We start from the raw sequence: 17,650 nt of genomic DNA, 5'->3' as shown, positions 1-17,650 counted from the left end.
CTCGCTTAAATATCATGATAAGACCGGCGGGTCATACTTGCTGCCACCGTTTGTGGCGGAGGCAGCACCGTTATCAGTTAAGACATCACCTCAATGTGCAATTTGCCTTTTTTGAACAGGATATTGCGAATAAATACGGTAATCAGTGCAGTCACGACGGCACCTAACGCAATGCCAAACATATAAGCCCCTAAATTGGTGACTAAAGGCCACGCCCATATCGCTGATTCAGGGAACCATTGCACGGCGCCTAATGCGACGGCGGTGGTTGAGCCTACGATAGCGCCCGTCATGTAGGCCGGAATAGAGGCTAGCGGGCTTTCGAGCAGGAATGGAATGGCACCTTCACTAATCCCCATAAAGGCGAGGAACATCGCTGTTTTTCCCTGAGGATACAGTTGGCTGCTAAATAAGCGGCGGCCAGTGAGGCGATGGTCAATGAGCGTTGCCAACCCTAAACCGATAGGAGGGATCACAATCGCAATAGCGCGTGCGGTGATAGGCAGAACGTGATCGCTGGTGAAGCTAAAAGCGATAAAACCTGCCGCTTTATTAATTGGCCCGCCGAGGTCAATAGCGGTGGTGGCGGAAATCCCCACGGCATACATCAGCACGCCTTTATCTCCCGCCGCCTGTAACATGACGCGAATACCGGCATTCACCCAACCGCCAAACGGCGTAATAACGTAATACATGGCCAGCATGACAAAAACGGCCGACAGAATAGGTAATAAGAAGGTGGTTTTAAATGCCAGCAAATAAGCAGGTAATTGGATTTTGGCATTCATCCATTTCACTAAATAACCGGCGGCAATGGCGATGATGAGTGCGCCAATAAACGTTGAAGGAACCGGTGAGTTGGTGACCCACTGTAGCTTGCTTAAATCCCATGTTAATTCAGGGGTTGGCTGAGTTGCGATTAATCCGCCAATAAACCCCGCAGGGAACGCCAGCTTTCCTCCGATCGAGTTGGCGACAAATGCGGCAAACATTGGGATGGCGAAGCTAAATAGAATTCCACCAAACGACTGCGACAAATAAGCAAACTTCATCAAGGAGAGATTGAAACCAACGTATTTCCCGGTGTTGATGGCCTCCATAATGCCCATCTCAGGAGGCACTTTCAGCCACGCATAGGCAATAAGCTGTGAGAAGGCCAAGATGACGCCGCCCATGATAAGCGTCGGCACCATGCGTGAAATACCAGACATCACATGCTGTGGTAGATCGCCCCACATACTGGGTTTTGCCGCTGGCATCGCATTGGGATTTTTAGTCAGCGTTGCTTCGCCGCCAGACGAAGGGTTCACTGCGCTCCTTTTCTTAATAGCCATAGGTATATCTCCCTGATGAATTGATTGAAAAACAACCGCGTTTCTTATTGTTCGGATTGAATCATCTCTTCAATTTCACGCAGGATCCCATCCGCATTTTTAATGGCGTCTTGCAGAGTGATTTCATATACGTCGCGGCTTTCAAAGCGTTCGTTATCTTCAGGCGTGATGGCAACCGAATGAATAATGATGTCGGCCTCCGCGATATCCTGTGCGGTTAAGCGATTTTCGATGCCGTCTGCACCCTGAGTCTCAATTTTAATCTGGTCATAACCAGCCGCTTTTGCGGCATCTTCAAGCGCCTGAGCGGCCATAAACGTATGAGCTAATCCCATTGGACATGCACAAACAGCGATAAATTTTTTAGTCATAACGACCTCTGAGTCAGGAAGGGAAACCAATCGCGCTACGTTGCTTGCTGCTATACGTAGCATGAAATCATGAAAGGAGTATGGCGTTTAAAAATGAGGGGATGTTATGGGACAAAGAATGCATTTACTGGATATTTGTAGCACTGATAATGAAGTGTGAGCTCTCTCGCATTACGTTAGCGTATTTTTTCAGAGGTGATAACATTGCATCATGCTGCGTCGAGGGCCACTATACGCGCGGTTTCTTAATTCTTTTCAATCGGTTTATTGCATGAATCTTAATCGTTTTTGTTATCTGTTTCTCGCACTGGCAGCCATTGGTAGTCTGTTTTCTCTGCATCCGTTTGTGATGTGGTGCCTGTTGCTCAATGCGCTAACGCTGATTATTTATGGCATTGATAAATTAGCCGCCGTGAAATCGTGGCAGCGAGTCCCTGAGATAACATTGTTATTCTTTGGCCTGATCGGCGGCTGGGTAGGCGCAATTTTAGGTCAGCAAATTTTCCGCCATAAGACGCAAAAACAACCGTTTAAAACCTATTTTATTATCACGGTGATCGTGAATTTAGCTGTCACGATTGGGGCGATGTACTGGGTTTATCAGTATGGGATAGGCGTTCAGTGGTAGAAAACTCCTATCCAATGGGGGATAACGATTGGTGTTTTGCTCTAGTAAACGTTATCCCTTTCCTATTCTTTAGTTATGATAAAAATCTTCTTTCATATTTAGCAATGCTACTAAGTTTTTAAACATGGTTTACCTTGGCGTAAAAATATAAAAACTTATGCCAGAATAATGGTGATAGCTTATTTCATTGCATTATCTTTTATTGCATTACCTTTTATAGCATTGTCGGCCGCATTGAACGATAGCGGAATTCTGTTGGCGACATATTAAAATAGCCTTTAAATATCTGACAGAAGGTACTCTGGCTGGGAAATCCCATTTCCTGTGCAACTTCGAAAATTTTTAACTCAGTAGATATAAGCTTTTGTGCAGATGCTTTTAACCGTGTCGTTTTGATGAAGGATGAAACGCTAACGCCGTGGTGTAATTGAAATTCACGTAAAAAATAAGAGCGCGAATACCCAGATATTTTTATCACGTCGGACGCATTGATTCCTTGGTGGATATTTTGATTAATCCAATCTATTACAGCAGGAAAACTTTGGATAACACATTTTTCTCTTTTCATATTCTAATCCCAATTGGCTCAATTTAAGTTGCTCCACCTAAAAGACCTAAAGGATTGTACCAATGCGAAACCGTTAAAATAATCAACTTATTGATAACCATGCGTTTAGAAAAATTGAACGAATGGCATGAAATACCGCTCCGACTGACATTCCGAGAGGATGAAGTTCATTAGAACTTCATCCTCTCGCAAAAACGGAGCTGATTAAAATATAAAGAATAGGGGATATTTTATTCCCCACTCCCCACCGCATACTGCGCTTCCAAACGGCTGATCCCTAGCCCATTCACCTTCTTCACTTTTATCTGTACCGGTATGCGTTCTTTCATGGCTTCAACGTGGCTGATGACGCCAATCATTTTGCCGGTTGCGTTGAGCGTATCGAGGGCATCAAGCGCGGTATCAAGCGTTTCTGCGTCCAGCGTGCCAAAACCTTCGTCAAGGAACAGCGAGTCAATGCTGGTTTTATGGCTGACCAGATCGGATAGTGCCAGCGCCAGCGCCAAACTCACCAAGAAGCTTTCGCCACCGGATAAGGTGCGCGTATCGCGTACCGCATCGGCTTGCCATGTATCGACCACTTCTAACTCCAGCGCGTCGCTGGTTTTGCGTTGCAGCAAATAGCGACCATGCAGGCGGGCAAGCTGTTGGTTAGCCAAATAGACCAGATGATCCAATGTTAAACCCTGCGCAAACTTTCTGAATTTATCGCCGCTGCTCGAGCCAATCAGCTGGTTGAGATAGCTCCAGTCTTCATACTCTTGCCTGCTCTGTTCAATACGCGCAAATAGGCTTTGCTGCCCCTGTTTTCGCTCGGCGTCGCTGCGGATCTGTTGCTGAATTTGCCCCTGTTGCACGCTGTTTTCGCGTAGCTGCTCAGCTAGCGTAGCCAGTTGTTGATTGAGATTTTCTAGCGTGGCATTGATATCAAGGTTTTCAGGGCGTTGCGTCATCCACTGGGCGAGTTCGCTTTCGGCCTGCAGCAAGAAGGCGTGTGCCTGCGAGAGTTGGTTTTTGCATTGCTCTCGCAGCGCAATCAGCCGTTTGAGTTCATTTTCGTCTAACAGCGCGGCAATCAGCGTATCTTCATCAGTAAATTGGCTGTTGGCGAGGGCCTGCTCGAATTCAGTTTGCTGCTGACTGAGCCGTTGTTCCAACAACAGGCGCTGTTGCTGAGCGCTTTCGAGCTCACCGCCCAGTTTATCGAGCTGTTGTCGTATCTGGTTTTCAGCCTGCTGCGCTTGCTGAAGTTGGTTTTCAACCTGCTGTTCAGCTTCAATTAATGAACGACGTACCTCGTCTACGCTGCGTCCATCGAGAAGGCTTTGGCGTTCGGCCTGCATCTGTTTCAGGCGGGTTTCAAGCTCAGAACAAAGCTGATGCTGTGTTTGCCACTGTGTTTCCAGTGCGGTACAGGTTTGGCTTAGGCTGTGCTCTTCCGCCATCAGGCGCGTGTTTTCTAGCGCCAGTTTTTGGCTGTGGTTTTGGCGCTGCTGCCAGAGCGTAAACTCGTTGCTGCGCTGTTCCAGCCATTCGGCTTCGTTTCCAGAGACAGGCGCAGTTAACTGCAGTTTATGCAGTTCATCGGTGAGGGCGATGTCACGTTGCTGCTGCTGCGCTAACTGTTTACCGTAGTCCTCGTGCCAATCGTTGAGCTGTTTGCTCTGTGTTTGAGTGCTCAATTCCAACAGGCTGATTTGCTGTAGCGTTTGGTTCGCTTCTTGCTGAATGCTGTTCAGCGCATCTTTCGCCTGCTGCCAGTTTTTGCTCAACATCTCTCGCTGGCGCAGCGTGTTTTGCAGCATTTCTTCTTGCTGATTGATTTCGTTGAGATAGCTTTCCAGCCCCTCACGGTCATCAATCGCTAAGCTGAGTTCGAGCGCCGCTGTGGCCTGAGCCCAGCGCTGCTGATACTGCATGACTTCAGCTTCAACGGCTTGGATTTCTTGCTGTTGCTGATTTTGGGTTTGCAGCATCAGCTTGTGGCGCTCCCCCAGCTCGCTGCCTTCGCGACTGAGGTTTTCAACTTCAATGCGTAGCGCATCGCGGCGCTGCTCGGTGTCTGAAAGTGCCGGTGTTTGGTAGGTTTTAACCGCCGGATGCTCCCGCGATCCGCAGAGCGGGCAGGGATCGCCAGCCACTAAACGCGCGCGCTCTTGCTCTAGTCCGATCACTCGACGTTGTAGGTCGATCTGCTTTTCCAGATCGTTCAGATGCTGACGTTTCTCTTTATAGGCTAAGCGTTTGGCGGCTAAAAGCTGTTCAAGCGCGAGCAGTTCCTGCGTGCGTTGCGTACTTTGCGCGTGCAGTTGTTTCTGTCGCAGTGAGGATTTTTCGAACAGTGGACTGATTTGTATCAAAATTTGGCGTGCAGGTTGCCCGCGGTGTAATTTTTCACGCTGTGCTTCTAACTGCGCTGAACTGTGTTTCTGCTCCAACTGCTGATGCTGTAATTCCGTTTCGGCGCAGATTTTTTGCTGTTGAGCTAAACGCTGATTGAGCAGGGCGCCTGCCTGTTGCAGAACCGTGAGTTTTTCGGTTTCGGTGGCGATGTTTTTTTCTGCATCGGCAATGCGTTTACGCAGTTCGTTTAAGCTTTGGCAGTGTTCGGCAGATTGCTCGAACTGGCTTTTCCAACGGCCTAAGTGATTATTCCATTCCGCGTGTTGAGCCGTGTCTGCCAACTGTTGCTGAAGCTGGCTGATTTCCTGCTGCTGAGCGTGCAACTTTTCTCGGTTTTGCTTCAGCGCAGTTTCTTGTTTCTGCTTTTCTTCACTGATTTGCGTGAGTTTTTGCTGCTGAGCTAACAGGTCTTCGCGGATCTGCGTCAGCCGCGAATCAAGTGGCACCACGTGTTGGTTGATCAGCGTTTCCGTGGCGGTACGTTGCTGCTGGTGTTGCTGTTTGGCATGCAGCGCTTGTGATGACGCAGTTTGCAGTAACGCTAGCTGCGAAGTCAGCTGTTGGCGCTGCTGCTCACGCTGTTGCTGGCTTTGAGTTGTTGATGCTAAATCAGCGCGTGTCTGGCGTAACGTGAATAATAGAGGACGCAGTTTTTCAGCTGGTTCACTGCGTTCAAGGCGTAAAACTTCTGGCTGGGCGGTCTGCCATTGTTGCGATGCCACGGTAACGCGCTGAGTGCACTGTTCTCGGTTTTGGCTGAGCTCCTGACTTTTTTGCAGCCAATGGAGATCGGTCATCAGCGTTTGACGCAAAGACGTTTGCTGCTGCTCTTCACGTTGTAATTCAGACAAACGCTCGGAAAGCTGGTTAAGCGCTTCTTCGCTGAGCAGCTCTACGCCTGCGGCGCGTTCATGCAGGGTATCAAGATCGATTTTTGCCTGTTTGAAACGCTGGAATATTTGCTCGGATAGCTGACCATAAATTTCGGTGCCGGTGAGTTCTTCCAGTAATTCAGCCCGCTCGGCCGGATCGGCGTTGAGGAAGGCGGCGAACTGGCCCTGTGACAGCATCATCGACTTGGTGAAACGGCCAAAATCTAAACCGGTAATATCGGCAATTTTATGCAGCTTGGTTTGGATTTTGTCGGTGATGATTTCACCATCGGCGATATGTGCAAGCTCTACCTTTGGTGTTTGTAAATTGCCATCTGGCTTGTTATTGGCGCGGCGCTGGCTCCAGAAGGCGCGATAGCCGACGCCTTTCACTTCGAATTCAACTTCGGCCAACGATTCGGCGGTGCCGCGTGTCATCAGCTCATTTTGCGTTGGCGACACTTTCAAGCGCGGCGTTTGGTGATACAGCGCCAAACAGAGTGCGTCGAGCAGCGTCGTTTTCCCTGCGCCGGTTGGGCCGGTGATGGCAAATAAGCCGTTATTGGCAAAGTCTTCACGGGTGAAATCGATCTTCCATTCGCCCTTGAGCGAGTTGATATTTTTTAACCGTAGGCTGAGGATTTTCATGCGCCATTCTCCTCGCGAGTGTCGTCTTGCTGTTGCGCTAACACCAGTTCATCCAACACCTGATGGAATTGATTTCGAATGCGTGATTGCTGTGCGAGTAGCGCGTCATCGTCGGTTTCTTCCTGTGCCAAACGGCGTTCAAACACATCGCTAACGCTCAGCTCGCTCAGCGTTTCTTTGTCTTGGCGCGTGAGGGCGCTTAAGCGTTGTTCTTTACTGCGGCGCAGCAAAATCACCTCAACGGGAAGGCTTTCTGCCTGCTGCTGGATCCGACGTTGCAGATCGTTTAAATAGGCGCTGCTGCTGATTTCAATATCTAGCCAGACCGGTTTTTCGCTCTCACTATGATCCGCCTTGATGGGTTTAAAGGCGGCGAGTTGTTGCTCGATTTGCTCAATGCTGCCTTTGATGAGCTGCATTGGCTGAAATTGGGGAACCGGCAAGAGCGTCACTTTGTCCAGCGTAGCACCAGAGAAATCCACTAAGCAGATGCTTTTCTCGCTGCCCAGTTCATCGAAGCTAAGGGGGATCGGCGAGCCGCTGTAGCGAATATGCTCGCTGCTGGTCACTCGCTGCGGACGATGGATATGGCCCAGTGCAATGTAATCGGCAGGAGGAAACGCGGAGGCCGGGAACGCATCGAGTGAACCAATATAGATATCACGCACTGAGTCAGACGTGCTGGCACCGATAGTGGTGAGATGTCCGGTGGCAATAATCGGCAGATTTCCACCTAAGGCGTCGCGTTCGGCAACGGCCAGATCGTACAACGACTGGTAATGTGCCGCGATAGCCTGCTGTAGCGCGTTTTGTTTTTCTGCGGCAGATTGCCCCGCCAGGCTGGTTTGGATATCTCGTGGGCGCAGATAAGGCACCGCGCACAGAATCGCGCCGACGGAACCGTCGCGTTGTTTAAGCGGTAATACCTGCTGTTGTAAATCGCCCGCGCTGCTGGCGATAACCTGTGTGTTCAAGCAGGCCAGCAAAGCGCGAGATTCATTCAGCGTGGCGACGGAGTCATGGTTGCCACCTAACACCACTAACTGGCAGCCCGTTGCCTGTAATTCCACCACGAAGCGGTTATACAGTTCGCGCGCGTAGCTCGGCGGTGAACCGGTATCAAACACGTCACCCGCCACAATAATGGCATCGACCTGATGCGCCGATGCTTGTTCAATGAGCCAGCGCAGAAAGGCCTGATGTTCAGCGCTACGGCTTTTGGTATAAAAATGCTGACCAAGGTGCCAGTCTGAAGTATGGATAAGACGCATGCGAGTCCTGCTGTCCTTGCTGAGCGTAGCGTGAGCCACGACGGAGAATGAAATCGATTATACGCAATCTATGAGGGAGGTGAACCTATGTCCGGCACTGAGGCCATAATCAGTCTGGGTTTACAAAACCATTTATTACAGTGATGCTTGGCATATTGTTTTTTTTCATAAATCTGTCATAAATCTGACGCATAATGGCGCCCGCAACCAAACTTAAGCAGGATTAACAATGGCCAGACGCATATTGGTAGTAGAAGATGAAGCGCCAATTCGTGAAATGGTGTGTTTTGTTTTAGAGCAAAACGGCTACCAACCGGTTGAAGCCGAAGATTATGACAGCGCGGTGAACTCGCTTTCTGAGCCTTATCCTGATTTAGTGCTGCTGGATTGGATGCTGCCGGGCGGTTCTGGGATCCAGTTCATCAAACATATGAAGCGCGAGGCGTTAACGCGTGAAATTCCTGTGATGATGCTGACCGCTCGCGGTGAAGAAGAAGATCGCGTGCGCGGTTTGGAAGTGGGCGCAGATGATTACATCACCAAGCCTTTTTCGCCCAAAGAGCTGGTGGCCAGAATTAAAGCCGTGATGCGCCGTATTTCTCCGATGGCGGTGGAAGAGGTGATCGAAGTGCAGGGGCTGAGTCTCGATCCGACGTCACATCGCGTGATGGCCAACGAAGCCCCGCTGGATATGGGACCGACTGAGTTTAAGTTGCTGCATTTTTTCATGACTCATCCCGAGCGCGTTTATAGCCGCGAGCAGTTGCTAAATCATGTCTGGGGCACTAACGTTTATGTAGAAGACCGCACCGTGGATGTTCATATCCGTCGGCTGCGCAAAGCGTTGGAGCTGAGCGGGCATGATAAAATGGTGCAAACCGTACGTGGGACGGGGTATCGTTTTTCGGCGCGTTTCTAACCCGCTATGCATATGCCGTGACGCTTGTTTAAAAGATCGGGATACACGGGTCTAGCACACCGCGGGTCGCTCAGGCGGCTTGCGCCGCTACGACCCCATCGGTGTACTCCCCCTAAAATCGAGCTTAAGTAAACGGTATGATTATGCATTGGGACCCTTAGTCGGGCCTCACTGATTTTGGGTATCACTATGTCGACTATTTCTATGCGGTTAAATCCGTTTATGTTGTTAAGAACAAAGAGCCAACATCGTGCTTGAACGCCTATCGTGGAAAAGACTGCTGTTGGAGTTGCTGTTTTGCTGCATTCCGGCGGTGATCCTTGGGCTGCTGATCGGCTATTTGCCGTGGTTCCTGCTGGCTGCGGTGTCTGCGCTTTTAGGCTGGCATTTCTATAACCAGCTGCGCCTTTCGCACTGGCTATGGGTCGATCGGAGTATGACGCCACCCGCGGGGCGAGGAAGCTGGGAGCCATTGTTCTACGGGCTGTATCAGATGCAGCAGCGTAATCGACGCCGTCGTCGCGAACTGGCACTGCTGATTAAACGTTTTCGCAGCGGCGCTGAGTCATTGCCCGATGCGGTGATTATGACGACCGAAGAAGGCAATATTTTCTGGTGTAATGGCTTGGCGCAACACCTGCTCGGTTTTCGTTGGCCGGAGGATAATGGTCAGCATATTCTTAACCTTCTGCGCTACCCCGAATTCACGCATTATCTGCAATCGCAAGATTTTTCCCGTCCGCTCACGCTGCATCTCAATAATGGCCGTTTCGTTGAATTTCGTGTGATGCCGTATGCCGAAGGCCAACTGCTGATGGTGGCTCGTGATGTGACGCAAACGCGGCAGTTAGAGGGCACGCGACGTAACTTCTTTGCCAACGTCAGCCACGAACTGCGTACGCCGCTGACCGTGTTACAGGGCTATCTCGAGATGATGAACGATGACGATATGGCGGCTCCGGTGCGGCAAAAGGCGCTGGCGACCATGCAAGAGCAGACCAAGCGCATGGACAGCTTGGTGAAACAGCTATTAACTCTCTCTAAAATCGAAGCGGCTCCGCCCATTGCCTTGAATGAAATTGTTGATGTGCCGGTGATGCTGCATATGCTGGAGCGTGAGGCGCTGTCGTTGAGCAACGGTCGTCATGAAATCACCTTCCGCATCAACGATAAACTCAAAGTGTTCGGCAACGACGATCAGCTGCGTAGCGCGGTTTCTAATCTGGTATATAACGCGGTGAACCACACGCCGGACGGCACCAAAATTGAAGTCTGCTGGCAGCAAACCACCCAAGGGGCGCAGTTTGAAGTTAGCGACAATGGGCCCGGTATTGCGGCGGAGCATTTGGGGCGTTTAACGGAGCGTTTTTATCGGGTCGATAAAGCGCGCTCGCGTCAAACCGGCGGCAGCGGTTTGGGGCTTGCCATAGTCAAACACGCGCTGAATCATCATGAAGCCACGCTCAACATCATGAGTGAAATTGGCTTGGGCACGCGCTTTGTGTTTACACTGCCGCCGCATCTCATCGTGCCACTGGCAGGTGAGAGCATGACGCAAAAAAACAAAGGCCAGAAAGGGCTACCGAGCAAGGAAATCTGATGCAGGGACGTCAAATCAAACAATGGAAGGCTGCGCTGATTGGCGTCGTTTGTGGTTTTATCTCGTTACCCGCGCTGGCCATAGGCCAATCGATGCTGTCGGGGAATTTGTCCAGTGCCGGTTCGGATACGATGGTGAACCTGATGGCGCTGTGGGCCAATAACTTTTCGCAGAGTAACCCTAATGTCAACGTGCAACTTCAGGCGGCGGGTTCGTCCAGCGCGCCCACGGCGTTGGCTGCGGGCGCTGCTCAGCTAGGCCCGATGAGTCGCCCGATGAAAGCGGCGGAAATCGCGGCTTTCGAGCAACATTATGGTTATCCTCCGCTAGCGGTGCCGGTCGCTTTAGATGCCTTAGTGGTACTGGTACATCAAGACAATCCGCTGCGTGAAATCAGTTTTAATCAATTAGACAGCATCTATTCCAGCACGCTGCGCTGTGGTGATTCAACGCCGATTACCCAATGGAAAGCGCTGGGTTTGGGCGGAGAGTGGAAGTCGCGAGCAATTTCGCTCTATGGGCGAAACTCAGCGTCGGGCACCTATGGTTATTTCAAACAGCAGGTGTTGTGTAACGGTGATTTCAGCCCACGCGTCAACGAGCTGCCAGGTTCGGCATCGGTCGTGCAGGCGGTTGCGGGTTCTCTCAATAGCATTGGCTACGCCAGCATCGGTTTTCGTGCCAGCGGCGTACATATGCTGGCGGTTAGCCAGTTTGGCGGTCCAGCGATTGAGCCGACGGCGGAAAATATTGTGCAAGGCCGCTACCCATTAGTGCGTCATCTGTATATCTATGTGAACAAAGCGCCGGGGAAACCTTTATCACCGCTAACCGCCGCCTTTATGGACAGCGTGCTGTCGGCACAGGGCCAAAAACAGGTGTCACAAGACGGTTATATGCCGTTATCGGCGGCAGATATTGCACAGGCGAGGGCGGAGTTGGGGATTTGATTTTCGCCCCTCCCAACCAAAGGAGGGGCATTGGTAGTGACTACAGCTGTTCTTCCACCAGCAAACTCCAGCCTTCCACGTCTTTCCAGTATGACTGCTCTTTTTCCACGTCGAGCTGCACGAGGTTATTTTGTTGCAGATAACCCTGTGGGAAACGCAGGATCCAATGAAAACCGTTGGTTTCAAGCTCCAGTGATTCTGGCGTAGTGGTGGACTGGCGTTGATTATTCAGCAACGCCGCCAAGCGCAGGATTTGGATTAGCGGGATATACTGCTTTTTCTTGAACAACGTCAGGCGCGGCAGTTCATCCAGCTTCACCCCTTTGCGATGGAAGCGTACCAGCGTCGCCAGCAACAATTGTTGCTCCTGATTAAACCCCGGTAGGTTGGTGTTTTGCAGAATATAGGCTGAGTGGCGGTGCATGCCGCTGTGGTTAATGCTCAGACCCACCTCATGCAGCATAGCGGCCCAGTTGAGCAACGCCTCTAGCTGTGGATGAACCAGTTTGCTGTTCTGCGCCATCCACTGCGCGTAAAGCTGTTGTACCGTACTGAGCACGCGATAGGCTTGTTCGTGATCGATATTGTAGTGTTCCGCAAGGCTGCGCGCGGTTCGGCTGCGAATATCCTGATGGCGGAAACGTCCTTCCATCTCGTAGAGCACGCCTTCACGCAGCGCGCCATCCGACAGCCGCAGCTGTTTGATCGCCAGCGCATCAAACACGCCGCAAAGAATTGATAGCCCAGGCACAAACACCGCCTGACGATCTTCCGAAAGCCCCGGCAAGGCTAATTCGCTGAAACGCTTGTACTTAAGCACTTCATGACGCAGCAGTTCAAGGCGCTCCGCCGTGATGAGGCCATCTTTTTCACCCAGTGCAATCAACACTTCATGAGCGGCTTTGATGGAACCGGACGCACCGAGCGCTGATTGCCAGCCTTGAATGCGATATTGCCACGCCATATTTTCCAGCTTTTGCGCCGCCGCTAAACGAGCGCGCTGGAAGTTATCTTTGCTGATTTCGCCGTTAGGGAAGAATTGGCGCGCGAAACTCACGCAGCCCATCCGACGGCTCTCAACCAGCAGTGGATCAAAGTCTTCACCGATAACCATTTCAGTAGAGCCGCCGCCGATGTCGATCACCAGCTTGCGGCCTTTTTCTGGCTGCGTGTGCGCCACGCCCATAAAAATGAGTCGCGCCTCTTCGTGGCCAGAGATGATCTCAATCGGATACGGAATCACTTTCGCTGCCCGCTTGAGAAATTCCTCGGCGTTGGCGGCTTGGCGCAGTGAGTGCGTACCGACGATACAGACGTTTTCTTCAGGAAATCCTTGTAAACGTTCAGCAAACAGCGCGAGGCAGGCAATGCCGCGCTCCATGGCTTCTTCGCTGAGCATATTATTGCTATCAAGGCCATCGGCCAGATGGACTCGTTGCTTCAGGCGTCCCAGAACCTGAAGCGCGCCGTTCACGATACGGGCAATAACCATGTGGAAACTGTTAGAGCCCAGATCGATTGCAGCAATTTCCTGCGGTTTATTATTGGAATGATTTAGCGGCATAAGCGGCCTATAAGTCTGTAATTGTTATTGGTTATCAGGCTGTTCAAGGGCCTTGAGGTAATCATAAATCGCTAACTGAGATCGCACCTTGCGGCGATTTCCGCGCGGAACATAACGGTTGCTGAGATCTTTATCAAGATACCGCGCCTTAACGGTGTCACAGAATTGCAGTTCGAGCAGATCTAACACGCGCTGGCGCAGCGTGGGATCGAGCAGCGAAACGGCCACCTCGATACGATAGTCAATGTTGCGGGTCATCCAGTCGGCCGAGGAGAGATAAACCAGCGGATCGCCATGATTCTCAAATACATAGACGCGCGCATGCTCTAAGAACCGATCGACGATACTGGTGATCTGAATGTTGTCGCTAACGCCCGGGATGTTAGGCACCAGCGAGCACATGCCACGCACCAGCAGGCGGATTTTGACCCCGGCTGAAGAGGCGGTATATAAGCGATCAACTAAGCCTTTATCTACGAGGTTATTCAGCTTCAGGGTGATCCCTGCGCTGAGTCCGGCCTGTGCGCTGGTAATTTCCTGATCGATGAGCTGATACAGCATACGGCGCGAGTTTTGCGGCGATACCATCAGGTGTTCAAAGCTGACTGGACGGTATGGGTTTTCAATGAAGTTGAACACCCGACGCACTTCGTTGGTGATACGCGCATCGGCGGTGAGCAGCGAGTAGTCGGTATAGACGCGCGCGGTTTTTTCGTTGAAGTTGCCGGTGCCGATATGCGCATAGCGCACGATGTTGTCGCCTTCTTTACGCGAAATCAGGAACAGTTTGGCGTGAATTTTCAGACCTGGAGCCGAGAAAATTACGTGCACACCGGCTTCGGTTAAACGCTTCGCCCAGTGGATGTTGGCTTCTTCGTCGAAACGCGCCTGTAGCTCAACTACCACGGTGACTTTTTTACCGTTGTGCGCCGCGTGAATCATCGATTCGATGATGCGAGAATCTTTAGCCACGCGGTAAATATTAATTTTTATCGCCAGCACGCTCGGGTCGAAGGACGCCTGGCGCAGCAGCTCAAGCACGTGCTCGAACGTATGATACGGATAGTAGAGCAGCACGTCGTGATCGCGAATGGCGTCGAAACCGTTGCGGAATTTATCAAACCAGATATGGCGCAGGCGCGGCAGCGGTTTATTCACTAAGTTGGCGTTGCCCACGTTAGGGAATTTGATGAAGTCTTTGAAATTGTGGTAGCGCCCGCCTGCGATGACGGAATCGTAGGAGGAGATCCCGAGCTTCTGGCGCAGTAATTCGACCAATTCATCAGGCATGTCACGTTGATAGACAAAGCGCACCGGCTCAGCGGTTAAGCGTTGTTTTAGGCTTGATGACATGAGTTCCATCAGGCTGGATTCCATCTCCGTGACCAGATCGTATTCAGCATCGCGGGTCATTTTCATGGAGTAGGCGTTCAAGGCGTCGTAATCAAAGAAGCCTTTGAAGATATCATCCAGACAATATCGCAGAATGTTATCAACCAGAATCATTGGCTTGCGGCGGCGAGGGGTTTCCGGCGGCAGAATGATGAAACGTTCGACTTTATCCGACGGAATTTCCAACAGCGCGTAGCTTGTCTGATGGCCACGAATAATCTCGACGGCTAAATAGGTATAGTCATCTTTTAAGAATGAAACCAAATCGGTTTCATTATTTATCAGGATCGGCGTGATGTGCTGGCGCAGATGATTTTTAAAATATTGGCGCAGCCATACTTGCTGGTTTTCTGAAAGCTGACGTTCGTTGATCAAGAAAATCTGATTACGCGCCATCTCCAGCAGCAGTTCGTTATATAAAGAATCGAACTCCTGATCGGTTTTCAGCACCTTGGCCTGAATCTTTTTGAGGAGATGTCGTGAGGCGCCCGTCGAGCCTTGCTCTTCACTGATCAGAATGCGGCGTTTCAGATCGGCAAAGCGGACCTTGTAGAACTCATCCAGATTGCTGGAATAGATCCCGAGAAAACGCATACGCTCAATGAGCGGATTGCTCTTGTCCGCGGCTTCCTGTAGAACACGTTCGTTAAATGACAACCAACTCAGTTCTTTATCGATATAGAGCTTTTCCTGACCCATTGTGACTCCAATACTAAACGGCGACGATATACCCGCCACGCTTGAATCTGTATCGCTCGATTCAATGATTTTGGGTATAGAAGTGGGAGTACCCAGTGTCTGCCTTTATTATGGCGAGAAGTTGACGAGAAAGTCCAATGACCAAACAGTAATGTGGCGTTAACAATGTTGCCATATTATGCTACCTGCTTTTTGATGGCCTCTGAATGGAATATGCATGCAGCACACCACTCCAGCGTTAATAATGCGTGATAAGCGCCGAGCTTGGCGAGATCGTCTGACGCGCTACGTCGTGAGTGCGGGTGGAATGGTTGTGTTAGCCATGCTGATGCTGATTTTTGTGTATCTGCTGGTTGCGGTGTGGCCGTTATTTAAACCGGCGAGCATCGGTAAGCCTCAGGCGCTTCTTTGGCCCCAAAATACGACGGCGCTTGCCGTTGGCGTTGACGCCACCCATCAAATGGCATGGCGTATCGATGCGGATGGTAAAGGCATGTTTATTGCCTTGCAGCCGCAGGGAAAAGATCCTCAGCCGTTACAGATGCGTCAATTCACCCCGTCAGCCCCGAGCGCGGCCGCATCGGTGAATGGCGATCTCCCAACAACGGCGCTCGCCACCGCCGATGGCAAAATCCTATTGGTCAGCCCACAGTTTCATCCGGTGGGAAAAACGGGCGATACCGGACATTTTGTGCCTGACTGGCTCTATCTGCGCGGCGCTACGCCAGAAGTTTTCGATACTCAACACCAGCCTTTACGCCAAATCAGTCTTGGCATGATGCAAAAGCGGCCGGTTATTGCCGCCATTGCGCAGGATGGCCGCCTGCTGCTCGGGCAATCTACGCCAACGGGCTGGCAGGTGCATCCGGTCGTGGTAAATACGCCGGTCACTCAGGTTTTGCTTTCTCCCGACGCTCGTCGCCTGTTTGTGTTGAGCCCAACTAGCCTTACGGTGTTCACGCTGAATGCGGCGCTCGAGGGCGTGGGGAAAACGCTGACGTTTGATCAGCAAAAAATGGTGTCGATGGCGCTTTTACCCGGTGCAAGTTCGCTTCTGCTACAAAACAGCCAAGGGCAGATCGGTCAGTGGTTTGATGTGCAACGCGATGGCGAGCGCGAGCTGACTCAGATCCGTCGTTATCAACCTGCGTTAGCCGGTAGCCTGATGGTTAACGAACCGTACCGCCGCGTGTTTGCCGCGATTGCGCCCACGGGAGAGCTCGCCATTTACTCTTCACTGCGAGAGAACGCGGTGTTACGGGCATCGATTAAGCCTGGCGTGAAAACGGCCTGGTTTGATCCGCAGGGGAAAGGGTTATTGGCTGAAACGGCACAGGGGACGTTTTGGTATCCACTGAGTAATGACTACCCGGAAATTAGTTGGCAAACCTTGTTGAAGCCAACGTGGTTTGAGAATCACCCAGCCCCAGACTATGTGTGGCAAAGCACCTCCGGCAGCGATAACTATCAGGCCAAATATAGCCTGTGGCCAGTGATTTTTGGCACCTTGAAAGCCGCATTTTATGCGTTGCTGTTTGCAACGCCGTTGGCCGTCGCCGGAGCCATGTACACCGCATGCTTTATGTCGCCCCGTCAACGAAGCGTGGTGAAACCCGCGATTGAAATGATCGGCGCGTTTCCCACCGTGGTGATCGGTTTAGTGGCTGCGATTTGGCTCGCGCCTATTATCGAAAATCATCTTTTAGCATTGCTCGCGCTACCGATTCTGGTTCCTCTGATTATTGTGGCCAGCGCCGCGCTGTGGACGCGTATTTTCCCTACGTGGGCTCGGCGCTCAGGCTATCGCCTCGATGTTTGTCTTTTGCTACCGGTGCTCGCAGGGCTACTGACGCTGTGGTTTATGCTGGCTCCACATCTTGAGATTTTGCTGTGGGGAATGCCGCTGCATGAGCGTTTAGGTGATGGTTACGATCAGCGGAATACGCTAGTGGTGGCGATTGCGCTGGGTTTTGCATTGGTTCCGGTCATTTTCTCGCTGGCAGAAGATGCACTGTTCAGCGTGCCTGCTTCGTTGGAGCAAGGCTCACTGGCCCTCGGCGCGACCCAGTGGCAAACCATGGTGAGGGTGCTTTTGCCAAGCGCCAGCGCGGGGATTTTCTCGGCGCTGATGATTGGCCTTGGGCGCGCCGTGGGTGAAACCATGATTGTCTTGATGGCGACAGGGAATACGCCGCTGTTGGATAACACGCCGTTCCAAGGGCTGCGAGCGCTAGCCGCCAATATTGCGATTGAAATGCCGGAAGCAGTGGTGGGCAGCGCACACTATCGCGTGCTGTTTTTGACGGCGCTGGTGCTGTTTATGTTTACCTTTGTGGTGAATACCTTAGCTGAAACGGTGCGCTTAAAACTGCGTACGCGCTATAGCGCTGAGCGAGAGGGATTATGAGTCATCAGCAAACTGCTCAAGCGC

General features: G+C 51.4%; 12 protein-coding genes. 5 read left to right on the top strand and 7 right to left on the bottom strand.

Annotated features, from left to right (window positions below):
* Positions 1–77: 77 nt before the first annotated feature.
* Entirely contained in the window at positions 78–1,334 is a 1,257-nt protein-coding gene (locus tag CPY98_RS14740) for a PTS fructose transporter subunit IIC (RefSeq protein WP_025799791.1), read from the bottom strand.
* A gap of 44 nt (positions 1,335–1,378) precedes the next feature.
* A complete protein-coding gene (locus tag CPY98_RS14735; protein ID WP_025799789.1) occupies positions 1,379–1,705 on the bottom strand; it encodes a PTS fructose transporter subunit IIB in 327 nt (108 codons plus the stop codon).
* Between the two features lie 271 nt (positions 1,706–1,976).
* Between CPY98_RS14735 and CPY98_RS14725 the strand changes: the two genes are divergently transcribed.
* The gene (locus tag CPY98_RS14725) at positions 1,977–2,333 is read left to right on the top strand and encodes a DUF1294 domain-containing protein (protein WP_043494770.1); all 357 of its coding nucleotides are present in this window, start codon (positions 1,977–1,979) and stop codon (positions 2,331–2,333) included.
* Positions 2,334–2,547: 214 nt separating this feature from the next.
* Here CPY98_RS14725 and CPY98_RS14720 read toward each other — a convergent pair whose 3' ends face one another.
* The 3 genes from CPY98_RS14720 to sbcD all read right to left on the bottom strand — a co-directional run bounded on the left by CPY98_RS14720 (position 2,548) and on the right by sbcD (position 8,095).
* Positions 2,548–2,901 carry a helix-turn-helix transcriptional regulator gene (locus CPY98_RS14720; protein WP_046450167.1) on the bottom strand — a complete coding sequence of 118 codons (354 nt, stop codon included), beginning with the start codon at positions 2,899–2,901 and terminating at the stop codon, positions 2,548–2,550.
* A 230-nt stretch (positions 2,902–3,131) separates the two neighbouring features.
* Positions 3,132–6,824, bottom strand: a complete 3,693-nt coding sequence (locus CPY98_RS14715; protein WP_096388224.1) for an AAA family ATPase — start codon at positions 6,822–6,824, stop codon at positions 3,132–3,134.
* Positions 6,821–8,095 carry an exonuclease subunit SbcD gene (gene sbcD / locus CPY98_RS14710; RefSeq protein ID WP_096388222.1) on the bottom strand — a complete coding sequence of 425 codons (1,275 nt, stop codon included), beginning with the start codon at positions 8,093–8,095 and terminating at the stop codon, positions 6,821–6,823. Before sbcD ends, CPY98_RS14715 begins: the two co-directional genes overlap by 4 nt.
* Positions 8,096–8,324: 229 nt before the next feature.
* On the opposite strand from sbcD, the gene phoB reads away from it, so the two are divergent.
* The 3 genes from phoB (at position 8,325) to CPY98_RS14695 (ending at position 11,564) form a co-directional block, all read left to right on the top strand.
* Complete coding sequence (phoB, locus tag CPY98_RS14705; RefSeq protein ID WP_004091956.1) at positions 8,325–9,014, top strand: phosphate response regulator transcription factor PhoB; 690 nt, start codon at positions 8,325–8,327, stop codon at positions 9,012–9,014.
* A gap of 250 nt (positions 9,015–9,264) precedes the next feature.
* The gene (gene phoR / locus CPY98_RS14700; RefSeq protein WP_025799781.1) at positions 9,265–10,614 is read left to right on the top strand and encodes a phosphate regulon sensor histidine kinase PhoR; all 1,350 of its coding nucleotides are present in this window, start codon (positions 9,265–9,267) and stop codon (positions 10,612–10,614) included.
* Positions 10,614–11,564 carry a PstS family phosphate ABC transporter substrate-binding protein gene (locus CPY98_RS14695; protein WP_096388220.1) on the top strand — a complete coding sequence of 317 codons (951 nt, stop codon included), beginning with the start codon at positions 10,614–10,616 and terminating at the stop codon, positions 11,562–11,564. Before phoR ends, CPY98_RS14695 begins: the two co-directional genes overlap by 1 nt.
* A 40-nt stretch (positions 11,565–11,604) precedes the next feature.
* On the opposite strand, the gene ppx is transcribed toward CPY98_RS14695, so the two are convergent.
* Together ppx and ppk1 are read right to left on the bottom strand one after the other, a co-directional pair.
* Entirely contained in the window at positions 11,605–13,128 is a 1,524-nt protein-coding gene (ppx, locus tag CPY98_RS14690; RefSeq protein WP_025799778.1) for an exopolyphosphatase, read from the bottom strand.
* 24 nt (positions 13,129–13,152) lie between these two features.
* Positions 13,153–15,219 carry a polyphosphate kinase 1 gene (gene ppk1, locus CPY98_RS14685; protein WP_025799777.1) on the bottom strand — a complete coding sequence of 689 codons (2,067 nt, stop codon included), beginning with the start codon at positions 15,217–15,219 and terminating at the stop codon, positions 13,153–13,155.
* Between the two features lie 217 nt (positions 15,220–15,436).
* Between ppk1 and CPY98_RS14680 the strand changes: the two genes are divergently transcribed.
* Positions 15,437–17,626: an ABC transporter permease subunit gene (locus CPY98_RS14680; RefSeq protein WP_096388218.1), complete on the top strand. Its 2,190-nt coding sequence runs from the start codon at positions 15,437–15,439 to the stop codon at positions 17,624–17,626.
* Positions 17,627–17,650 lie beyond the last annotated feature (24 nt).

The organism is Hafnia sp. CBA7124 (assembly GCF_002355555.1).
Taxonomy (GTDB): Bacteria; Pseudomonadota; Gammaproteobacteria; order Enterobacterales; family Enterobacteriaceae; genus Hafnia; species Hafnia alvei.
This window is presented reverse-complemented; position numbering and strand designations above follow the sequence as displayed.